The sequence below is a fragment of the Insolitispirillum peregrinum genome (assembly GCF_900156605.1).
GTDB lineage: Bacteria > Pseudomonadota > Alphaproteobacteria > Rhodospirillales > Rhodospirillaceae > Insolitispirillum > Insolitispirillum peregrinum.
Window position 1 is genome coordinate 278,940 of sequence record NZ_FTOA01000003.1, and the last position, 18,345, is coordinate 297,284.

General features: G+C 61.4%; 12 protein-coding genes. 7 read left to right on the forward strand and 5 right to left on the reverse strand.

Going from position 1 to position 18,345, the window contains the following annotated elements:
* Positions 1-431: 431 nt before the first annotated feature.
* The 4 genes from ptsP (at position 432) to BW995_RS09035 (ending at position 7,405) form a co-directional block, all read left to right on the forward strand.
* Positions 432-2,945 (forward strand): phosphoenolpyruvate--protein phosphotransferase, encoded by a 2,514-nt coding sequence (gene ptsP / locus BW995_RS09020; RefSeq protein ID WP_076399867.1) that lies wholly within the window; start codon positions 432-434, stop codon positions 2,943-2,945.
* Positions 2,942-3,940 (forward strand): 1-phosphofructokinase family hexose kinase, encoded by a 999-nt coding sequence (locus BW995_RS09025; protein ID WP_076399868.1) that lies wholly within the window; start codon positions 2,942-2,944, stop codon positions 3,938-3,940. Before ptsP ends, BW995_RS09025 begins: the two co-directional genes overlap by 4 nt.
* Positions 3,941-4,039: 99 nt before the next feature.
* Positions 4,040-5,794, forward strand: coding sequence for a fructose-specific PTS transporter subunit EIIC (locus BW995_RS09030; protein ID WP_076399869.1), 1,755 nt, complete (start codon positions 4,040-4,042; stop codon positions 5,792-5,794).
* 585 nt (positions 5,795-6,379) lie between these two features.
* Positions 6,380-7,405 (forward strand): glycosyltransferase family 9 protein, encoded by a 1,026-nt coding sequence (locus BW995_RS09035; protein ID WP_076399870.1) that lies wholly within the window; start codon positions 6,380-6,382, stop codon positions 7,403-7,405.
* A gap of 63 nt (positions 7,406-7,468) precedes the next feature.
* Here the strand turns inward: BW995_RS09035 and BW995_RS09040 are convergent, their stop codons facing one another.
* Positions 7,469-7,864, reverse strand: coding sequence for a transposase (locus BW995_RS09040; RefSeq protein WP_217696069.1), 396 nt, complete (start codon positions 7,862-7,864; stop codon positions 7,469-7,471).
* 256 nt (positions 7,865-8,120) lie between these two features.
* Between BW995_RS09040 and BW995_RS20455 the strand changes: the two genes are divergently transcribed.
* Both BW995_RS20455 and BW995_RS20460 read left to right on the forward strand, forming a co-directional pair.
* The gene (locus BW995_RS20455) at positions 8,121-8,564 is read left to right on the forward strand and encodes a hypothetical protein (protein WP_139332841.1); all 444 of its coding nucleotides are present in this window, start codon (positions 8,121-8,123) and stop codon (positions 8,562-8,564) included.
* Positions 8,561-9,208: a hypothetical protein gene (locus BW995_RS20460; RefSeq protein WP_139332842.1), complete on the forward strand. Its 648-nt coding sequence runs from the start codon at positions 8,561-8,563 to the stop codon at positions 9,206-9,208. The genes BW995_RS20455 and BW995_RS20460 overlap by 4 nt, the downstream gene beginning before the upstream one ends.
* 38 nt (positions 9,209-9,246) lie before the next feature.
* Here the strand turns inward: BW995_RS20460 and BW995_RS20970 are convergent, their stop codons facing one another.
* On the reverse strand, positions 9,247-9,720 hold the full coding sequence (locus BW995_RS20970; RefSeq protein WP_217696065.1) for an IS1595 family transposase: 474 nt from the start codon (positions 9,718-9,720) through the stop codon (positions 9,247-9,249).
* A gap of 265 nt (positions 9,721-9,985) precedes the next feature.
* The gene (locus BW995_RS20975; protein ID WP_407656315.1) at positions 9,986-10,231 is read right to left on the reverse strand and encodes a transposase; all 246 of its coding nucleotides are present in this window, start codon (positions 10,229-10,231) and stop codon (positions 9,986-9,988) included.
* A gap of 316 nt (positions 10,232-10,547) precedes the next feature.
* On the opposite strand from BW995_RS20975, the gene BW995_RS09055 reads away from it, so the two are divergent.
* Positions 10,548-14,618 carry a coiled-coil domain-containing protein gene (locus BW995_RS09055; protein ID WP_076399871.1) on the forward strand — a complete coding sequence of 1,357 codons (4,071 nt, stop codon included), beginning with the start codon at positions 10,548-10,550 and terminating at the stop codon, positions 14,616-14,618.
* Between the two features lie 441 nt (positions 14,619-15,059).
* Here BW995_RS09055 and BW995_RS09060 read toward each other — a convergent pair whose 3' ends face one another.
* Both BW995_RS09060 and aspS read right to left on the reverse strand, forming a co-directional pair.
* Positions 15,060-16,103: a cell envelope integrity EipB family protein gene (locus tag BW995_RS09060; RefSeq protein WP_076399872.1), complete on the reverse strand. Its 1,044-nt coding sequence runs from the start codon at positions 16,101-16,103 to the stop codon at positions 15,060-15,062.
* Positions 16,104-16,262: 159 nt separating this feature from the next.
* Positions 16,263-18,068 carry an aspartate--tRNA ligase gene (gene aspS, locus BW995_RS09065; protein ID WP_076400418.1) on the reverse strand — a complete coding sequence of 602 codons (1,806 nt, stop codon included), beginning with the start codon at positions 18,066-18,068 and terminating at the stop codon, positions 16,263-16,265.
* Between the last annotated feature and the right edge of the window lie 277 nt (positions 18,069-18,345).

Consider the following 18,345-nt stretch of genomic DNA (forward strand, 5'->3'; position numbering starts at 1 on the left):
TCGTTTTCAAAGGGTTGTCCGATGGTGCCGGACTTTGGGCCGGAACGCAAGGTAAAGGCATGTTTTGCACCGCAAAAGTTGTTTGAGTATACGTGAATAAAATCTTTCATGTATGAGAAAAGGGCCATTGACAGCGTGATTGTAATCGTTTTCACTAGAGGTATCGGCCAGGGCGTTCCTCCCGTCGGGCTTGCCTCAGCGTCACATCAGGTGTCCCCCGCTTTTAGCTGTTGTGATGTTGCCCAAGCGTCTTGCCGCCGGATGCCTCCGTGCTCGCCCGGCCCCTTCGGGGGGCGATGACCCGCTACGGGCGGGCGCGGAGGGTCCGTTTGCACGAGGTGGATGTCCTGCGCTGACCAAACTCCCCCGGCAGGGCGCAGCGGTTCCTCCCCGCCAGAGCCTTCCGGCAAGAAGCTCATGCGAGGAACGCCATGTCTCTTTCCAGTCCGTCTTCCGTCGTTCGTCCTGAACTGGTGCGCCTGGCTGCGCAGCCGGTTGACAAGAATGACGCCATTGCTCAGGCCGCCCAGATGCTGGTCGCCGCCGGATGTATTGATCCGGCCTATGTTGACAGCTTTTACCGCCGCGAGCAGGTCTCGAATACCTTCCTCGGGCATGGCGTCGCCATTCCCCACGGGATGGTCGAAGACCGTGCCCTGATCCGGCAGACCGGTGTGGCGGTATTGCAGGTTCCGCAGGGGGTTGACTGGAATGCCGGTCAGCAGGCGCGGCTGGTGGTGGCGATTGCCGCCCAGTCCGATGCTCATATTGCCCTGCTGCGCCGTCTGACCCGCCTGATGCAGGATGATGCTGCGATGGCCGACCTGTTTGCCACCGGTTCGGCAGCGGTGATTGTCCGCGCCTTGTCCGAAGACCGGGCGATGGGGGCCAACGGGATTGCGGCGCAGGACCTGCCGGAATGCTTTGCCTGGACGGTGGACTACCCCAACGGCCTGCATGCCCGTCCGGCCAATGCCTGGGTCGAGGCCGCCAAGGGATTCAGCAGCCGGATTCAGGTTCGTCTGGGCCGTGAGGCCGCCGATGCCAAGGCGCTGGTGCCACTGTTGCAACTGGGGGCGCGTTGCGGGGATGCGCTGGTGATCTCGGCGCAGGGCGAAGATGCCGCCGCCGCCATTGCCCGCATGCGGACGGTGATTACCCGCCTGAGCAGTCAGGAAAAGGCCGATGCGGCGCAGGCCGAACGGCGGGAAGCCGCACGGGCGGCCCGGCCACGCTGGCAGCCGGTCAGCTCTCTGCCCCGTTTCAGTGGTCTGACCGCCAGCCCCGGACTGGCGGTGGCACCGGTCCATGTGATTGCCGAACAGCGTCTGGAGGTGCCGGATGTGCCGCAGTCGCTGGTCGAGGGTGGCAACCGTCTGCAACAGGCGTTGATCCTGACGCAGGAAAGCCTGCACACGCTGGCCGATGACACCGCCCGTCGGCTGGGCGAACCCGAAGCGGCGATCTTCAAGGCCCACAGCGAACTGCTCAATGACCCCGAGCTGGTGACGCTGACCTGCCAGATGATGGTCGATGGTCACGGGGTGGCTTGGGCCTGGCATCAGGCGGTCGAGCAACTGGCCAACCGTCTGGCCGCCGTTGGCAGCCCGGTGCTGGCGGCGCGGGCGGCGGATATCCGCGATGTCGGGCGGCGGGTTCTGGCCCGGCTGGAGCCGTCCCTACCACTGGGTTCATTGACTGCTTTGCCGAACGAGCCGGTGATCCTGATTGCCGAAGACCTGTCGCCGTCCGACACTGCCGGTCTGGATCAGGAGCGGATTGCCGGTCTGGCAACCGCTCTGGGCGGGCCGACCTCGCACACAGCCATTCTGGCGCGGACGCTGGGATTGCCGGCGATGGTTGGCGGGGACAGCGGATTGCTGTCGATTGCCAGCGGGACCATCGGTATTCTGGATGGGGATACGGGCTGCCTGTATCTGAATCCGACCGCTGCCGATCTGGACTCGGCGCACCAGTGGCAGCAGCAGTTGGCCGACCAGCGGGCAGCCGAAGAACAGCAACGCAGTCTGCCAGCCACCACCACCGATGGTCATCGCATCGAAATTGCCGCCAACATCAACCGGGCCGATCAGGCTGCGATGGCCTTGTCGCAAGGGGCTGACGGGGTCGGCTTGATGCGGACCGAGTTCCTGTTCCTCGAACGGGATCATGCCCCGGACGAAGACGAGCAGGCAGCGGCCTATCTGGCGATGGGGCAGGCGCTTGACGGCCGCCCGCTGATCGTGCGGGCGCTGGATATTGGTGGCGACAAGCAGGTTGCGCACCTGAAATTGCCGCGCGAAGAAAACCCGTTCCTCGGCGTGCGCGGCTCGCGTCTGCTGTTGCGCTCGCCCGATCTGCTGGAGCCGCAGGTGCGGGCGTTGTATCGCGCCGCCCGCGATGGCGCGGCGCTGTCGATCATGTTCCCGATGATCACCAGCGTGTCGGAAATCCTGACCCTGCGCGAAACCTGCGAACAGATCCGGCAAGAGCTTCAGGCTCCGGTGGTGCCGGTTGGCATCATGGTCGAGGTTCCGGCGGCGGCGATGATGGCCGATGTGCTGGCCCGCCATGTGGACTTTTTCTCGATCGGCACCAATGACCTGACCCAGTACACGCTGGCGATTGACCGGCAGCATCCCGATCTGGCTGCCGAAGCCGACAGCCTGCACCCGGCGGTTCTGCGGTTGATCCGCGCCACCGTTGACGGTGCCAAGGCCCAGGGTCGCTGGGTCGGGGTGTGTGGCGGCATTGCCGGTGATCCGTTCGGGGCGACGGTGCTGCTGGGGCTGGGGGTCGATGAACTGTCGATGACCCCGCGCGACATTCCGGCGGTCAAGGCGCGGTTGCGCACCGTCAGTCTGGCGCAGGCGCAGCAGGTGGCGGCGCAGGCGCTGGCCTGCGAAACCGCCGATGCGGTGCGGACCCTGGAAGGGGTGGCATGATGTCAACCGTTCTGACGCTGACCTTCAACCCGGCTCTGGACCAGACGATCACCCTTGATCGTCTCCAGCCGGGGACCGTTCACCGGGCCAGTGCCGTGCATACCAATGCCGGTGGCAAGGGGATCAATGTGGCAAGCTGTCTGGCCGACTGGGGCGTTCCGGTTGCGGCGACCGGCATTCTGGGGCGGGCCAATGCCCAGCCCTTCGAGGCGCTGTTTGCCGACAAGGGGATTGCGGACCACTGCGTTCGGGTGGACGGGGAAACCCGCGTCAACATCAAGATCGCCGACCAGAGCAACGCCGACACCACCGATATCAATCTGCCCGGTCTGGTGCTGGGCGAGACGGTGCTGGGGGCGGTGCGCGAGCAGGTGCGGGAAACCGTCATCGGGCTGTTGCAGGACTATCCGGCCGACAGTGCACCGCTGGTGGTGGCTGCTGGCAGCGTGCCGCAGGGGATGGACCCGGCGGTTTATGCCTCGGTGGGGGCCGAAATCCGCCGGTTTGGCGGGCGGCTGATTCTCGATACCAGCGGCGTCCCGTTGAGTGCGGCGCTGGCCGCGCCCGAACGGACCTTGCCGCTGTGCATCAAGCCCAACCGGGCCGAGCTGGAACAGTGGGCGGCCACGCCTCTCGACACGCTGGAGGCCATCCTGACTGCCGCCCGGCGGCTGAACCGGCGCGGGATTGCGCTGGTTGTGGTATCGTTGGGGGCAGAGGGGGCTGTCTATGTCTCGTCCTCGCTGGCGATCCGGGCGGCTCTGCCGGTGGTGCGGCCGCTCAGCACGGTGGGGGCTGGCGATGCGATGGTTGCCGGATTGACGGCGGCCCTGTGGGAAGACGCCAACCCGGAAACACTCCCGGGGCTGGAACGGATTGCCCGCCTGTCGACCGCCTTTGCAGTCGGCAAGCTGGAGCGGCTGGGGCCCAACCTGCCGCCGCGCGCCACCATCGAGGCACTGGCGGCGACGGTAGCGATCGAGGTCTGTGCCTGACGGGCTGCGGATGCCGCATTCATCATACGAGAAAAAACAATTCTGCCGACAGCGCCCGCCAGATGACAGGGTAAACGGCAGATACCACAGGAGGACATGATGGCCCATCTGTTAGCGGTCATTGCCGGGGGTAATTTTTCTACGCTGGCCGTGCTGGCTGCCGAGGCTCTGCGCAAGGCAGCCCAGCGGGACAAGCACCGCCTGGACATCGAAATCCGTCTTGGCGGGCAGGTTCAGTCTCCGCTGGCAGCCTCGGAGCTTGATAGCGCCGAAGCTGTCCTGCTGATTGGCGAAGGCGATCATGAAGACAGCCGCTTTGGTTCGTTGCGGCGGTCGGTGGTGTCGCTGGAAGAGGTGCTGAACGATCCGCATGCCGTCTTGCGGCGGGGATTGTCTGCTGCTGCCACCCCCACCCCCACCCCCACCCCCACCCCCGTCCCGGCGTCCGGGCCGCTGCGGATTGTCGGAATTACCTCGTGTCCGACCGGCATCGCCCACACCTTCATGGCCGCCGAGGCCGTGCAGCAGGGAGGGATGGCGCTGGGCCATGCGGTGCGTATCGAAACGCAAGGATCGGTTGGCGCGCGCGATACCCTGACCGCAGACGAGATCAAGGCCGCCGATCTGGTGATCATTGCCGCCGACACGCAGGTCGAACTGAGCCGCTTTGTCGGCAAGCGCCTGTATCAAAGCGGAACCAAGGCGGCGATCGGCGGCGGTGCGGCCTTTATCACCCAGGCGCTGGCCGAAGCGACGGTGTACGGAGCGGATCAGGCCGGATCAGACAGTACTGAAACCCTGAGCGAGCAGGTCGCCCACCTGAAGGCCGAGCGCCGGGGGCAGATGAGTGGCCCTTATCGCCACCTGATGACCGGGGTGTCGTTCATGCTGCCGTTCGTGGTGGCGGGCGGGTTGCTGATTGCGGTGGCCTTTGCGCTGGGCGGGATCTATGCCTATGACGATGCCCATGCCGGAACCCTGGCCCATGCGCTGTTCCAGATTGGTGCCAAGGGGGCCTTTACCCTGATGGTTCCGGCGTTGGCGGGCTATATCGCCTTTTCGATTGCCGACCGGCCGGGCATTGCGCCGGGCATGATCGGCGGGGTGATGGCCAGCACGCTGGGGGCCGGGTTCCTCGGCGGGATCGTGGCCGGGTTCATTGCGGGCTACAGTGTTGCGTGGATGAACCGCAGCATCCGTCTGCACCGCAATCTGGAAGGCCTGAAGCCGGTGCTGATCCTGCCGGTGCTGGGGACGCTGATCACTGGTTTGCTGATGATCTACGTCGTCGGTGGTCCGGTGGCGGAAATCCTGGCTGCCCTGACTGCCTGGCTGAAGTCGATGCAGGCCAGCAGCGCGATTGTGCTGGGGCTGATCATCGGCGCCATGATGGCCTTTGACATGGGCGGGCCGGTCAACAAGGCAGCCTATGCCTTTTCAACCGCGCTGATTTCCAGCGAAGTCTATGGGCCGATGGCGGCGGCGATGGCGGCCGGGATGGTGCCGCCGCTGGCTCTGGCGCTGGCCTGCCGCCTGTTCCCGGACCGCTTTACCACCGATGAACGCGAAGCAGGCAAGGCCGCCGCCGTGCTGGGGCTGGCCTTTATCACCGAAGGCGCCATCCCCTTTGCCGCCCGTGATCCGCTGCGGGTGATCCCGTCGCTGATGGTCGGGGCGGCGGTGACCGGGGCGATCGTGATGTCGGTCGGTTCGGAACAGCGCGTGCCGCATGGTGGGGTGTTTGTGCTGCCGATCCCCAATGCGGTGACCCATCTGGGTGGCTATGTGGCGGCGCTGGTGGTCGGGACGATTGTCTCGGCGGTGCTGTTGCGGGTGCTGAAAAAGCCGGTGTGACCTCTGGCTGATCTGCAAGGAGCACAAAAGAATAACGGCGAGCAGGGGGGGACTGCTCGCCGTTTTTTTGTGTGGGCCAAGGGGTAGCCCGGAGGAGAGAAGAGGAGATAGGGACTTCTCGATAGCGTCAGGGAGGGGGAGGGGAATACCCAACTGCTATACGAGAGTATTTAGGATTGCCGCCAAAAAGGTCAAGGGCGAAAGCGCACTTTTTTCAGGCGATTTCCCGATTTTTGTCGGTGCAGGATTGCTGTCTTATGACGACCGGAAAAAGGGGATTGGAAACCCTTGTTCACTTTTCCGTCAGGAACGATAGTGACAGCGGTCGTACCCGGCACAATATAAGTCCCGGAATGACGGGGTGGTGGCCTGCGGGTCTTGGAGCATTGTGTGAAAAGTGGGAACCGGTTTTCGCAACAACAATGCGGCATGAAAAAACCAGCATTGTGCGAAAAGTGGGAACCGGTTTTCGCAACAACAATGCGACAGAACAAAAGGTTAGATCAGCGTGCCTGCGTCAGGTTTAACGCACGCTGGTCTAAGGACACAGTTCGGGCCATTCGCCCCTAAACGGAGTTTGAGTGCATGCGCGTTCTGGTCTGCTGTACGGGGGGATTGGGGGAAGCGGTGGCAATCCTGCCAACGCTGGAGGCGCTGACGGACGGGCTGGATGATCCGGTCATCACCGTTTTGTGCGCCCCCCGTCTGGCTGGCTTCATCGCCACCAGTATTCCCGGTGTCCGGCCGGTCGCCATCACCCCCGAGGCGCTGGGCGGTTTGGGGCGGGCCTTGCGGGTGCCTGCGCTGGTCAAGCAGATTGGTCCGGTGGATGTGGCCCTGGTTGCACCCTGTCAGGGCCGTGCCGTGTCGGCGCTGGCGCGTCGGGTCAGCCCGAAAGTGGTCGGGTTTGCCTGTGGCACAGCGGCAGAGCAGCGCGACCTGCATGTTGTCCTGCCCTATCAGGAGGATCGTCCGGTCCCTGATGTGCTGTGTGATTTTGCCCGGCTGTTGCTGGAATGGCCGACCATGCCGTTGCAGCGGGTGGCACCGTTGCGGCAGTCGCTGGACCCCTTTGCGGTTGACCTGTTTGCGCTGGAAGCCGGTGACGATGCCGGAGACTGGCAAGAGGACGGTTACGATGGTGCCAGCGCTGACAGCTATGGCGTGATCCACAGCGGGGCGGGGTCGTTGTTGCAGCGGTGGGGAGAGCTGTCCTTTCACGATCTGGCCGGGCGATTGACCGCGCTTTACGGCTTTCCGTGGCGACTGGTCGATGAGGGCGACTATGATCTGGTTGACCTGACCGCCCTGCTGGCCGGGGCACACGGTTTTGTCGGCTGCCATTCCGGCCCGCTGCAACTGGCCGCGGCACAGGGCGTGCCGTGGGTGGCGGTGGCTGGGCCGACGCCAGCGGCATGGGATCCGCCCTGGCGCGATGTGCCGGGGGAAGTGCTGCGGCGGGGGCTGGAGTGCCAGCCGTGTGGCCGTGTCGGACAGGCGCTGTCTCCCTGTCTGCACGATGCGGTCTGTCTGGCTGCCCTGAGTGTTGAGGATGTTGTCCAGTCCGTGACCAGAGTGATTCCTCTGCCGCGACAGCTCGCAGCGCAATAGGCATTGATATTTCTGATGAATTTTCCTTTGGCTCTTCCCGTGTTTTGGGGTGATGGGAATCCATCAGGCGACCAATGCGCCGAGGAGTGCTTTTCCTATTCGGCATACGTTGTGGGTGAACCGGAAGAAGGCGAGGTAGATCGGCAGTTTCTCCTGTGAAATTCTGCGATGGGGGCGCAACCAGGACCGCAGGAGAGACCAGAAGCCCTCCATCGTGTTGGCGTGAACCTCATGGAAGCCGTCACCATCCTCATCACGGGCGTATTCACCACGCCCGTGACAGACTGTCTTATGGGGATATCCCCAGTCGGGCAGACGCGTATAGATATGGTACTCGTCGGTGAAGACTCTGGTTCCGGGTTTGATGCATTGGGTGATGACCGGTTTGATGGTGACTTGCCGGACATCCTCCAGCATGCGTAGAACAACTTGGCCGCTGCGTTGGATCAGACCGAGGATCGGCCTAACCGGAGCCCCTTCGACGCACCAAAGCCATCACCCCGAAACACGGGAAGAACCTATTGCTATAGAAGAAGGAATACCTTAATATTTATTAAAAAGAAGACATTCGCATTTGTCAAAATTTAGATAGGCGAGACATATAATGCACCCACATCTCCGGCGCTCCTCTAGTTTTATATTTTGCGTCCTTGTAAGCGCCTGCACATCGTCAACTTATGTTGATCAAAGCCAGGAATTAAAAAATTGGCATGCAATGGACGGCGCCAACTCTGCAGCTGTAAGAGTAGCTAATATAAAAATAGGCATACATGAATCACTGCCAGTCATAGCAGAATTGTCGGCATGTATCGAGAGGAAAGCGCCTTGCCCTACGTTGGAGAGAACCATACACGCAGGCGGCGTTTTGATGGGCGCAATATCAATGCCTTACAATGCTATTGAGCGCAATTGCGCTAGACAGGATGTATCCGAATATCATGTACATGTTTGCCTTACACATGACATACCAAGACTTGGTGTAGATGCTGGCTATGATCACTACGATGACGAAATGCTAAGTATTTTGACAAAAAACCCAGACGATGGAGAGAATGCCTGGAGGACATTCATATATCCAAGTTTTACCCATACGAATGTTGCTTACGCTTATTCAGACGGTTATCTGATCATTGCCGAGCTAGTTGGGGTAAAAAAATGATCCGGACGTGGCTTGCGCCTATTGCTATGGCTGCATTTAGCGCTGCCTGCACCCCTCTCCTTGGCACCCAATATTACAATGAGCCGACCACGGATGTGAAAAGCGTAATACAATTACTAACATCCAAGAAAGACGGAAATAAATATATACATAATGAGATGATGGTGGACTTCAATCTTGGAGATATAATTGACATTAGCACAGGAAGAATCGTCGGGACGAACTGCCTAAAATCTGAATATTTTGATAGACCCATGGATTTTGGCAAAATCTATTCTGTTTCCGCCGAAGGTGGATTCGCCATTCCTACTCTCCCAAACACCCTTGGTGTGACAGCAGCAGCGTCCTCTAAAGAGGGGTACGTGGACGCTCACTTGGAAGGAGTTTCGTTAGAAGGCGCAAGCAAGGGACAAGCATGCCAATCCCCCTCCGTTGAGGGAGTGAATGAAAATGACATTTATGTCGTGACTGGACGCGTTACAGCCATAAAAATTAGTACACGCACAGCAGAGTTAAATGTAAAATTTGCTTCTTCTGATGTACTGTCATTCAAATCCGCAGATGAAACTCCCGACAAGAATCGCCATGTAATTATTCTCGGCCTACAGCCCGTTAATAAACAATTAATAGCACCGCACAATTAAATTAGGCTCTTCCCGTGTTTTGGGGTGATGGGAATCCATCAGGCGACCAATGCGCCGACCAGTGCCCCGAGGAGTGCTTTTCCTATTCGGCATACGTTGTGGGTGAACCGGAAGAAGGCGAGGTAGATCGGCAGTTTTTCCTGTGAAATTCCGCGATGGGGGCGCAACCAGGATCGCAGGAGGGACCAGAAGCCCTCCATGGTGTTGACGTGAACCTCATGGAAGCCGTCACCATCCTCATCACGGGCGTATTCACCACGCCCGTGACAGACTGTCTTGTGGTGATATCCCCAGTCGGGCAGACGCGTATAGATATGGTACTCGTCGGTGAAGACGCTGGTTCCGGGTTTGATGCATTGGGTGATGACCGGTTTGATGGTGACTTGCCGGACATTCTCCAGCATGCGTAGAACGACCTGGCTGCTGCGTTGGATCAGACCGAGGATCGGCGGTTTTTCCTTCTCCAGCGTGCCCCGGCCACGAGCGCTCTTGAGTCGGTTGCGGCGGCCCATCCGACCTTTTTTTGGACGGCGGCCGGGTGACCTTTGTGACCGGCCACAACATAGACCTCGTCGATCTCGACCTCCCCCTCCAGAACAATGTCAGGGAGTTTTGCGACCAAACCTGCGCGCAGGTGAGCGGTCATCACCTAAACGTCGTTCTCATTCAGTCCCAGCTCCCCGGAAATCTGCCGGTTCGACAGGTTCAACCCCATGAAATACAAACACAATACCCACATCCGCAGCGGTTGGTGATGCCCGGCCAGAACTGTCCCGGTCAGATCGTCGAACCGCTCTCCCCGCACCCACGGCACAGGTAGCGTTGCCGGTCCCGCTGGCGATCGTCATGACCATTGCGCACCACATTATGGCTCGTGCATTTGGGGTAGCGAACGCCAGCAGGCCAGCGATGATGGCGCACAAGCTCAAAGCACTTCTCGTCGCTGATCAAAAGCGACAGGTTGATGGCAGTGGACATCGGACCAGACCAAAAGCGGGAACAAGGGCTGCATCGAAGCAGCATTTCAACGTGCTGAACAGGCAAAAAAATCACGCTAACCTGAGCACCTTCGACGCATCAGAGCCATCACCCTGAAACATGGGAAGAGCCTTCCTTTTATCCCCTGACCATGCCGGGACCGTGCCGGGATCGTCGGACAGGGGCCATTCTTTACACCCGGACGGCAGATTGCTACAGTAGACGGGGGTTATAGATAAATAGTGCTAGGCCATGGCCAATCGGACCATCATCCGTTGTCGTGTGTCTGTGCATCATCTTGCCTCTCGGTGATGACGCCCGTCAGGGCGTGGATGATACAGGGCACAAGGCGGGAGCGGTCATGGCGGAAGAACCTCGCAACGGTGGGTTTCCCCAACAGTCAACGGTGGTTCGTCTGAACCTTGACCGTGATGGCAAGGCTGCTGAGGGTGCCGCCGAGGAAACGGCGCCACCGGCAGTCGCCGCCGAAGCCGACTGGAGCACCGGAGGTATCAAGCCGGTGAAGGTCGAGGTCAATACCAGTCTCTATGCCGTCAGTGGCTTTATCAGCGTGTTGTGGATGGTGGCCTGTGCTGCCGGTCTGTACTGGCTGTTGGGCGGTGATGTGGTGGTGCAGGTGCGGGCGCTGGATATTGCCGCTCTGCTGGGGACCGCTTTTGTCCCGCTGGCCTTTTTGTGGCTGGTGGTGGCCTATGTGGACCGTGGTGCCTCCATTCGGGCCGAAGCCGCTGCCTTGCGCCAGCAACTGGCCCTGCTGAGCTATCCCGATCAGGCAGGCAAGGAACGGGTGGCGGCGATTTCCCAATCCCTGCGCAGTCAGGCCCGCGACTTGTCCGGGGCAACCCGCTATGCCGCCGATCAGGCCGAAGCGATGCGGCAGGTGTTGTCGACCGAAACCCGCGAACTGGCGCGCCTGAACGATCAGATCGAAACCGAAACCCGCCAGATTCTGACCAAGGTCGGCTCTGAAGTACACAACCTGCACGGCCTTTTGCGGCAGATCAGCGACAGTGCCAAGGAAAACGATCTGGCGCTGGTGACCCGGCAACTGGCGCTTGACGAGGCCAGCGAGCGCGCCAATCAGGCTGCCGAAGCGCTGGCTTCGACCATGCAGGAAAAAATCGAGGAAGTGGCCGAGGTCCTCGATCGGCAGGTGGCCGCCGCCAGTTCCAGCCTGCGCAAGCAGGCCGACAGCGTGGTGGTCGAAGTCGAAGCCCAGATTGCCTCGCTGGTCAAAACGCTGGATGCACGCGGGAAAGAGTTGGGCCGGATCATCACCGGCAGCACCGGGGCCCTGAACGAGCAGGCCGGGGCGATCCTGTCGCAGGTCGAAAACAAGATGACCTCACTGTCCGCAACGCTGGAGGTCCGCGGCGAACAGTTGGCGTCAACGCTTGATATCAGCGCCGACATGCTGAATGCGCAGGCGGCGGCGATGATGGGCCAGGTCGAAGGCCGCATCAGCGTGCTGGGCGATGCGCTGGACGCCAAGGCGCAGGGCCTGGGCAAGGCCGTTGCAGGCACCATCGAGGTGTTGAACGATCAGGCAAAGTCGGTGCAAAAGCAGATCGACGACCGCCTTTCGGGTCTGCTGACCTCGCTCGATACCAAGGCGCGCCATGTCACCAACACCGTCGCGGATACGGTCGATGTGCTGGACGGTCAGGTTGACGGCGTGACATCCCGCCTGAGCGAGCATCTGAACGAACTGGTCCGTACCCTTGAACACCAGGGCGGCCAGTTGGGGGCGGTGGTCAAGGGCAGTGCGGAAACCCTCGACAGGCATGCCAACGACGTTTCTGCCCGCCTGCAGGAACATCTGGCGGCGCTGGTGGCGGCGGTCGACAGCCGGGGATCGCATCTGAACAAGATCATTGCCAACAGTGCGGAAACCCTGGGGCTGCGGGCCGACGATGTGGCGGCCCGTCTGCAGGAGCACCTGAAAATACTGGTCAGTACCATTGATGATCATGGTGACCAGTTGGGGACGGTGGTCAATCGCAGCGCTGATGTCTTTGATCGTCGGGCCGAGGACATTTCCCTGCGGCTGGAAGAACATCTGGCGTCCTTGCTGAAGGCTGTCGATGCCCGTGGCAACCAGTTGGGAACGGTGGTGGCAACCAGTGCCGACCTGCTCGACCGCCGGGCCAGGGATGTCGGTGCCCGTCTGGAAAGTCATCTGGCGGCGCTGGTCAAGACCATTGAGCATGGCGGTGAGCAACTGGGCTCGGTGGTGACCAGCAGCGCGGAAACGTTTGATCATCAGGCCAATGATGTGGCAATCCGTCTGGAAGACCACCTGACCGCTCTGATCAAGGCACTGGAAACCGGTGGTGCCCAGTTGGGCTCGGTGATGGCCAGCAACAGCGATGCCTTGCAACAGCAGGCTGATGGTCTGGCCGAACAGATGATGGCCCAGACCGATGCGCTGGTGCGCGAAATTCAGGCGCAGGACCAGCAGATGGTTCAGCGGAATGAAAAGGCGCTGGCCTATCTGCAACAGCAGGCGGTCACCGTCAGCAGTGCGCTGAATGATCAGGTGGCGGCGATCAGCCGTAATCTGGAACAGCAGTCGGGCAAGCTGGCATCGGTGCTGAACAAGGAAACCAGAACGCTGGCGCTGATCACCGGTGAAATGGGCGAACGGACCACGGCGGTTTCCGAATTGCTGGCCCGGCAGGATGTGCAGATCGAAGCCGCCCGCTCGGCCAGCCATGCGCTGGCAACCGCCAGCGAAGAGCTGGGGCAGCGGGTGGAGGATGTGACCCGCTCGCTGGCCAAGCGCACGCTGACCTTCGAAGACGCAGGCAAGGCCCTGATGCAGCAGGCGGCAGGGATCGGCAACGAGTTGCAGAATTGCCTGCAGCAGTCGGGCCGTCTGACCGAGGGGCTGGGCAAGCAAAGCGATACGCTGGCGGAACAGCACCGCAAGATCATGCAGGCCGGCCAGTTGGCAACGCAGGAACTGGATGCCGCCACCGCAGCGGCCCTGAATGACTTCAATGCCTTCCGCGACAGTGCCTCTGACGTGATCAACGAGGCGCGCCAGTCTGCCGAGGCGATTCGGGACGCCGCTGAACAGGCCGATGGCGTCCGTCGCCTGATCGTCACCCAGACCGACAGTCTGCAACAGGCCACTCAGGTCCTGACCGACAGCATTCGGGCCGCTGGCGGCGTGGTCGAAGATCAGGGAGCCGCGATCAACCAGACCATCGACAAGGCCAGCGAGCGCATTCGCCATATGGCCGACCTGCTGGCGCGCCATGCGGTGGATGTGACACGGACCACCGCCCGCGCAACCGTCGAAATCGAGGCGGTGTCCGAAGGCGTCAAGGGACGGTTGGGCGAGCTGCAAACCACCGCCCGCGAGGTGAAGGACGCGGTGCGTCTGGTCAATTCTGAAACCGAACATGCCACCGCCACCATTCGCAATGTGGCGCAGGAAATCGAAAAGGGTGCCAGTGGCCTGTGTTCGGCCAGCGTGTCGTTCGCCGAGGATGCCGAACGGGTGGCCGATGCTGCCAATGGCGCTTTGGCAGCCCTCAGCCGTCTGGGTCAGGAAATGCACCGCGAGACGGACCAGTTGTTCGCTTCGGCGGATGCGTCGCTGAACAAGGCGCAGAGCTTGCAGGCGGCACTGGAAAAGGCACTGGATGCCTTCGAAGACGGGGTGGCACGCAGCTCGGACCGGGTGGACAGCTCGGGCGAACGCCTGCGGGTGTCGGCGGAGGTGTTCGAAGCCACCGCCCTGCACGCCGCCGAGGCGATGGGGTCGGTGGGCAACGAACTGGAACAGCGTCTGACCGACCTGTCCAATGCCGCCAACACCAGCGTGGTCAACATCCAGAAGGCGTCGGCCAGCATCGACCAGCAGCAGGGCTTGCTGGGCGATGCCGGAGCGCAGGCGGTCGAAACCATGCAGCAGACCGGCTCGGAACTGGCCCGTCAGGCCGAGTTGCTGCTGGGGGCTGCCGAGGTGGCGCAAAAGCGCGCCAAGGAACTGCAAATTGCTCGCGATCGTGTCGAGCTGCAGAAGTTCCTCAAGGACACCTCCTATGCGGTCGAAAAGCTGCAATCAACCGCCGTCGATATCACCCGCCTGTTTACTCCTACGGTCGAGGAAGACCTGTGGAAGCGCTATTACAAGGGCGAGCATAATGCCTTCCTGCGCCATGCGGCCAAGACCATCACCCGCCAGCAGGCCGCCGCTGTGCGCAAGACATTCATGGAAGACAGCGAGTTCCGTGACTATGCCGTGCGCTACATGAGCGAGTATGAAGCTCTGATCAAGGCTGCCCGCGTGAACGAGCGTGCGGATGTGCTGACCGCCGTCTTTACCAGCTCGGACATGGGGCGGCTGTATACGGTGCTCGCCCGCTCGACCGAGCGGGGTGGCGTGTCGATGGAATGATAAGCGGGCAGGGGAGGGCCGTTTGAAAACAAGAGCGGGCTGCCGCCCGGACCTGCCCGGGGCCTCCGGCCCCGAATGTTCACTTGGGCCTGAGGCCCCGAACCCCCATTTTTTCTTTTATGATCAAAGGAATGGGGTCCGGGGCCTCAAGGCCCCGGCGAGGTGTGGAGCAGCGCTCCACGTCCTTGTTTCCTTACTGTCGTGTCCCGTGATGTGAACCGCGCCTACAGCGCGAAGACCAAATAAAAAATCGGGGGCATTACCCCCCGAGCAGGTGCAGAGGAGACTCTCTGCACGTCGTCTTGTCTTGATCTTGCCGCTGAGGACGCTTTAGAGCATTGTGCGAAAAGTGGGAACCGGTTTTCGCAACAACAATGCGACCGAACAAAAGGTTAGACCAGCGTGTCCGCGTCAGATTTAACGCACGCTGGTCTAGCGCCCTCAGCAGTCGGATTTCGGCAGGGCCTGCAGCTTTACCAGCGTGCCACGCAGGGCGAAATCGCCAAAGTCCTGCAGCAGAGCGTCAGCAATGCCGTTTTCGTGGTAGCTGATGCGCACTTCAAAGTCCGGCATGTCGCCAGGGCCATCGAGGTTGAAGAACGCCAGCGTCATCGGCCACGACGGCGTACCGAGCAGGGCCTGATCAACGGCCTGGGCCACCACGTCCTGCTGCACCGGGGTCTTGGTGTCGGCACTGTTGGCGGCGACCGGGCTGGCCGATGCCGGGGCGGGCAGGGTGGAAATCTTGTCGGCGGGCTTCAGCGGCGACAGCGACGGCATGGCCGGTTTGGCCGCACCAAAGGCGGCGGTCACCTGAAAGGCCCCCTGTACAGCAGAGCCGTCAAAGATCGGGCTGGCGAGGAATTTACCGCCCTTGCGGGCGCTGTGGATCAACTCGATGGTGTGGGTGGTCGGGAACATGGTGCCTTTCGGCAGGTCGAACACCTGATCGTCTTCGTCGGGCAGATGGAAAACGGCGGTACCGGTGCCGTTGTCGCCCATGTGGGCTTCGCCGTCATAGGTCTCGATCACCTGACCGTTGCGCAGGTTGCGCACCCGGAAGCGATAGGTCTTGCCGTCCTTGCTTTCCCACGACAGGAAATCCCACGAGGTCTGGACCGGGCCACCCTGGGTTTGCAACATGGTCAGGTCGGTGCGTGTTTCCACCGTCCAGCCATCACAACTGTTGCTGAAGGTATAGCGCATGGTTCCACCGGCACCGACGATACCTGCGCTGCCGCGTACGCTGGCCAGCCGCATTTCATAGGTGGCTTCGTGGGGGACCATGATGTTTTGTTCGGCGGTGGTGCTGGCAGACAGGGCCGAGCCAGTGACACCTGCGCCAGCAGCCGACGTTGCAGCCAGGGCAGGCGCAGCAGCAGGACCAGCCGCACGGGCTGTACCCTGATGGAGAGCTACCCCGAAAGATAGCACCAGACCAGTAATCAGGCAGGTGAAACGCCCGAAGGCGTGGGGCGACAACATGACGGAAACCCTATGATCGTTCGGGTGCAGGGCAGATTCTCTGCCCTTTAACATGATCGGCGCAGGGGAGTTTGCCAACCCTCACCCGCAAAAATTCCCGCCTGCCGCAAGGCTGTCTGCCACTTTGAACGCCAAAGTGGCAGACGTTCCAGGCGGAGGTCAGCCTTCGCTTTTGGCCACGGTCGGCTTCGGCTTGGGCAGATCCAGGCGGATATGCAGTTCTTTGAGCTGCTTTTCGGTAACGGTGCTCGGCGCATTCATCATCAGGTCTTCGGCCTTGCCGTTCATCGGGAAGACGATGACTTCGCGGATGTTCGGCTCGTCGGCCAGCAGCATCACCATGCGGTCGATACCCGGAGCGGCACCACCGTGCGGCGGGGCGCCGAACTTGAAGGCGTTCAGCATGCCGCCAAACTTTTCTTCCACCGCTTCGGCCGGATAGCCGGCGATGTCAAAGGCCTTGTACATGATGTCCGGGCGGTGGTTACGGATGGCACCGGACGACAGTTCAATGCCGTTGCAGATGATGTCGTACTGGAACGCCTTGATGTCCAGCGGGTTCATCGTTTCCAGCGCTTCCATGCCACCCTGCGGCATCGAGAACGGGTTGTGGCTGAATTCGATCGCGCCGGTGTCTTCGTTTTCCTCGTACATCGGGAAATCGACGGTCCAGCAGAACTTGAAGATGTTCTTTTCGCCCAGATCCAGTTCGTTGCAGACGCGGGTGCGGACCAGACCGGCGAACTTGGCGGCCTTCAGGGCCTTGTCGCAGGCAAAGAACACTGCATCGCCGTCCTTCAGGCCCAGTTCGGCCTTGATGGCGGCCACGCGGTCGCCTTCGAGGTTCTTGGCAATCGGGCCCTTGGCTTCGCCGCCTTCGGCGAACTGGATGTAGCCCAGACCACCGGCACCGTTTTCACGCGCCCATTCATTCAGCTTGTCGTACCAGCCACGCGGACGGCCAGCGGCCCCCGGAGCCGGGATGGCGCGCACCACCGAACCGGCGGCAACCTGCTTGGCAAACAGGCCGAAACCACCGTCGCGGAAATGTTCGGTCACGTCAACGATGATCAGCGGGTTGCGCAGGTCCGGCTTGTCGGAGCCGTACTTCAGCATCGATTCGTCATACGGGATGCGCGGGAACGGCATCGGGCTGACCTCTTTGCCGTTGGCGAATTCGACGAACAGGCCGTGCAGCACCGGCTCGATGGCGGCGAACACGTCTTCCTGGGTGACGAAGCTCATTTCAAAGTCGAGCTGATAGAATTCACCCGGCGAACGGTCGGCGCGGCTGTCTTCGTCGCGGAAGCAGGGGGCAATCTGGAAATAGCGGTCAAAGCCCGCGACCATCAGCAGCTGCTTGAACTGCTGCGGGGCCTGCGGCAGGGCATAGAACCGACCGGGGTTCAGGCGCGACGGCACCAGAAAGTCACGCGCGCCTTCCGGCGAGCTGGCGGTCAGGATCGGGGTCTGGAATTCGGTGAAGCCCTGAGAGGTCATGCGGTTGCGCAGCGAGGTGATCACCTTGGCGCGCAGCATGATGTTCTGGTGCACCTTGTCGCGGCGCAGGTCGAGGAAGCGGTAGCGCAGACGCAGGTCTTCGCCGAATTCCTGATCCCCGGCAATCTGCAGCGGCAGCACATCGGCCGACGACTGGACTTCGGCGGCGGCGGCACGCACTTCGATTTCGCCGGTCGGCAGCTTGGGGTTCACCGTTTCGGCGGTACGGGCGATCACCTTGCCGGTGACGGTGATCACGCTTTCCGGACGCAGCCCTTCCAGCACCTTGAACACGTCCGAGGACACGTCAACCACCACCTGGGTGATGCCGTAGTGGTCGCGCAGGTCGATGAACAGCAAATTGCCGTGGTCGCGTTTGCTGTGGACCCAGCCGGACAGCCGCACCTCGGCGTCAACGTTCTCCTTCCGGAGTTGGCCGCAGGTGTGGGTACGGTAAGCGTGCATGGAGGTCATCCCCTCTTTAACGATCTTGGTCAAGGTACCGGTGCCGCTGCTACAGGCACAACATGGTAAGGGAAAAGCGCGGTTCAGGCGTTCACCCTAACCGGCGAAAGGCACACCTTTCTGGGTCTTTTGTCAAGCGCACGACGGTGGAGGCGTGTTGTTCCTGCCGCACTGTGGCAGACATGCTGCACTCCAATACGGGCCGTCCCCGCGGGGCATGCACAGAAAAAGTGGTGATCTTGTGTTTTTGGGGCTTGAACTTTCCCCCTGAGAGGCG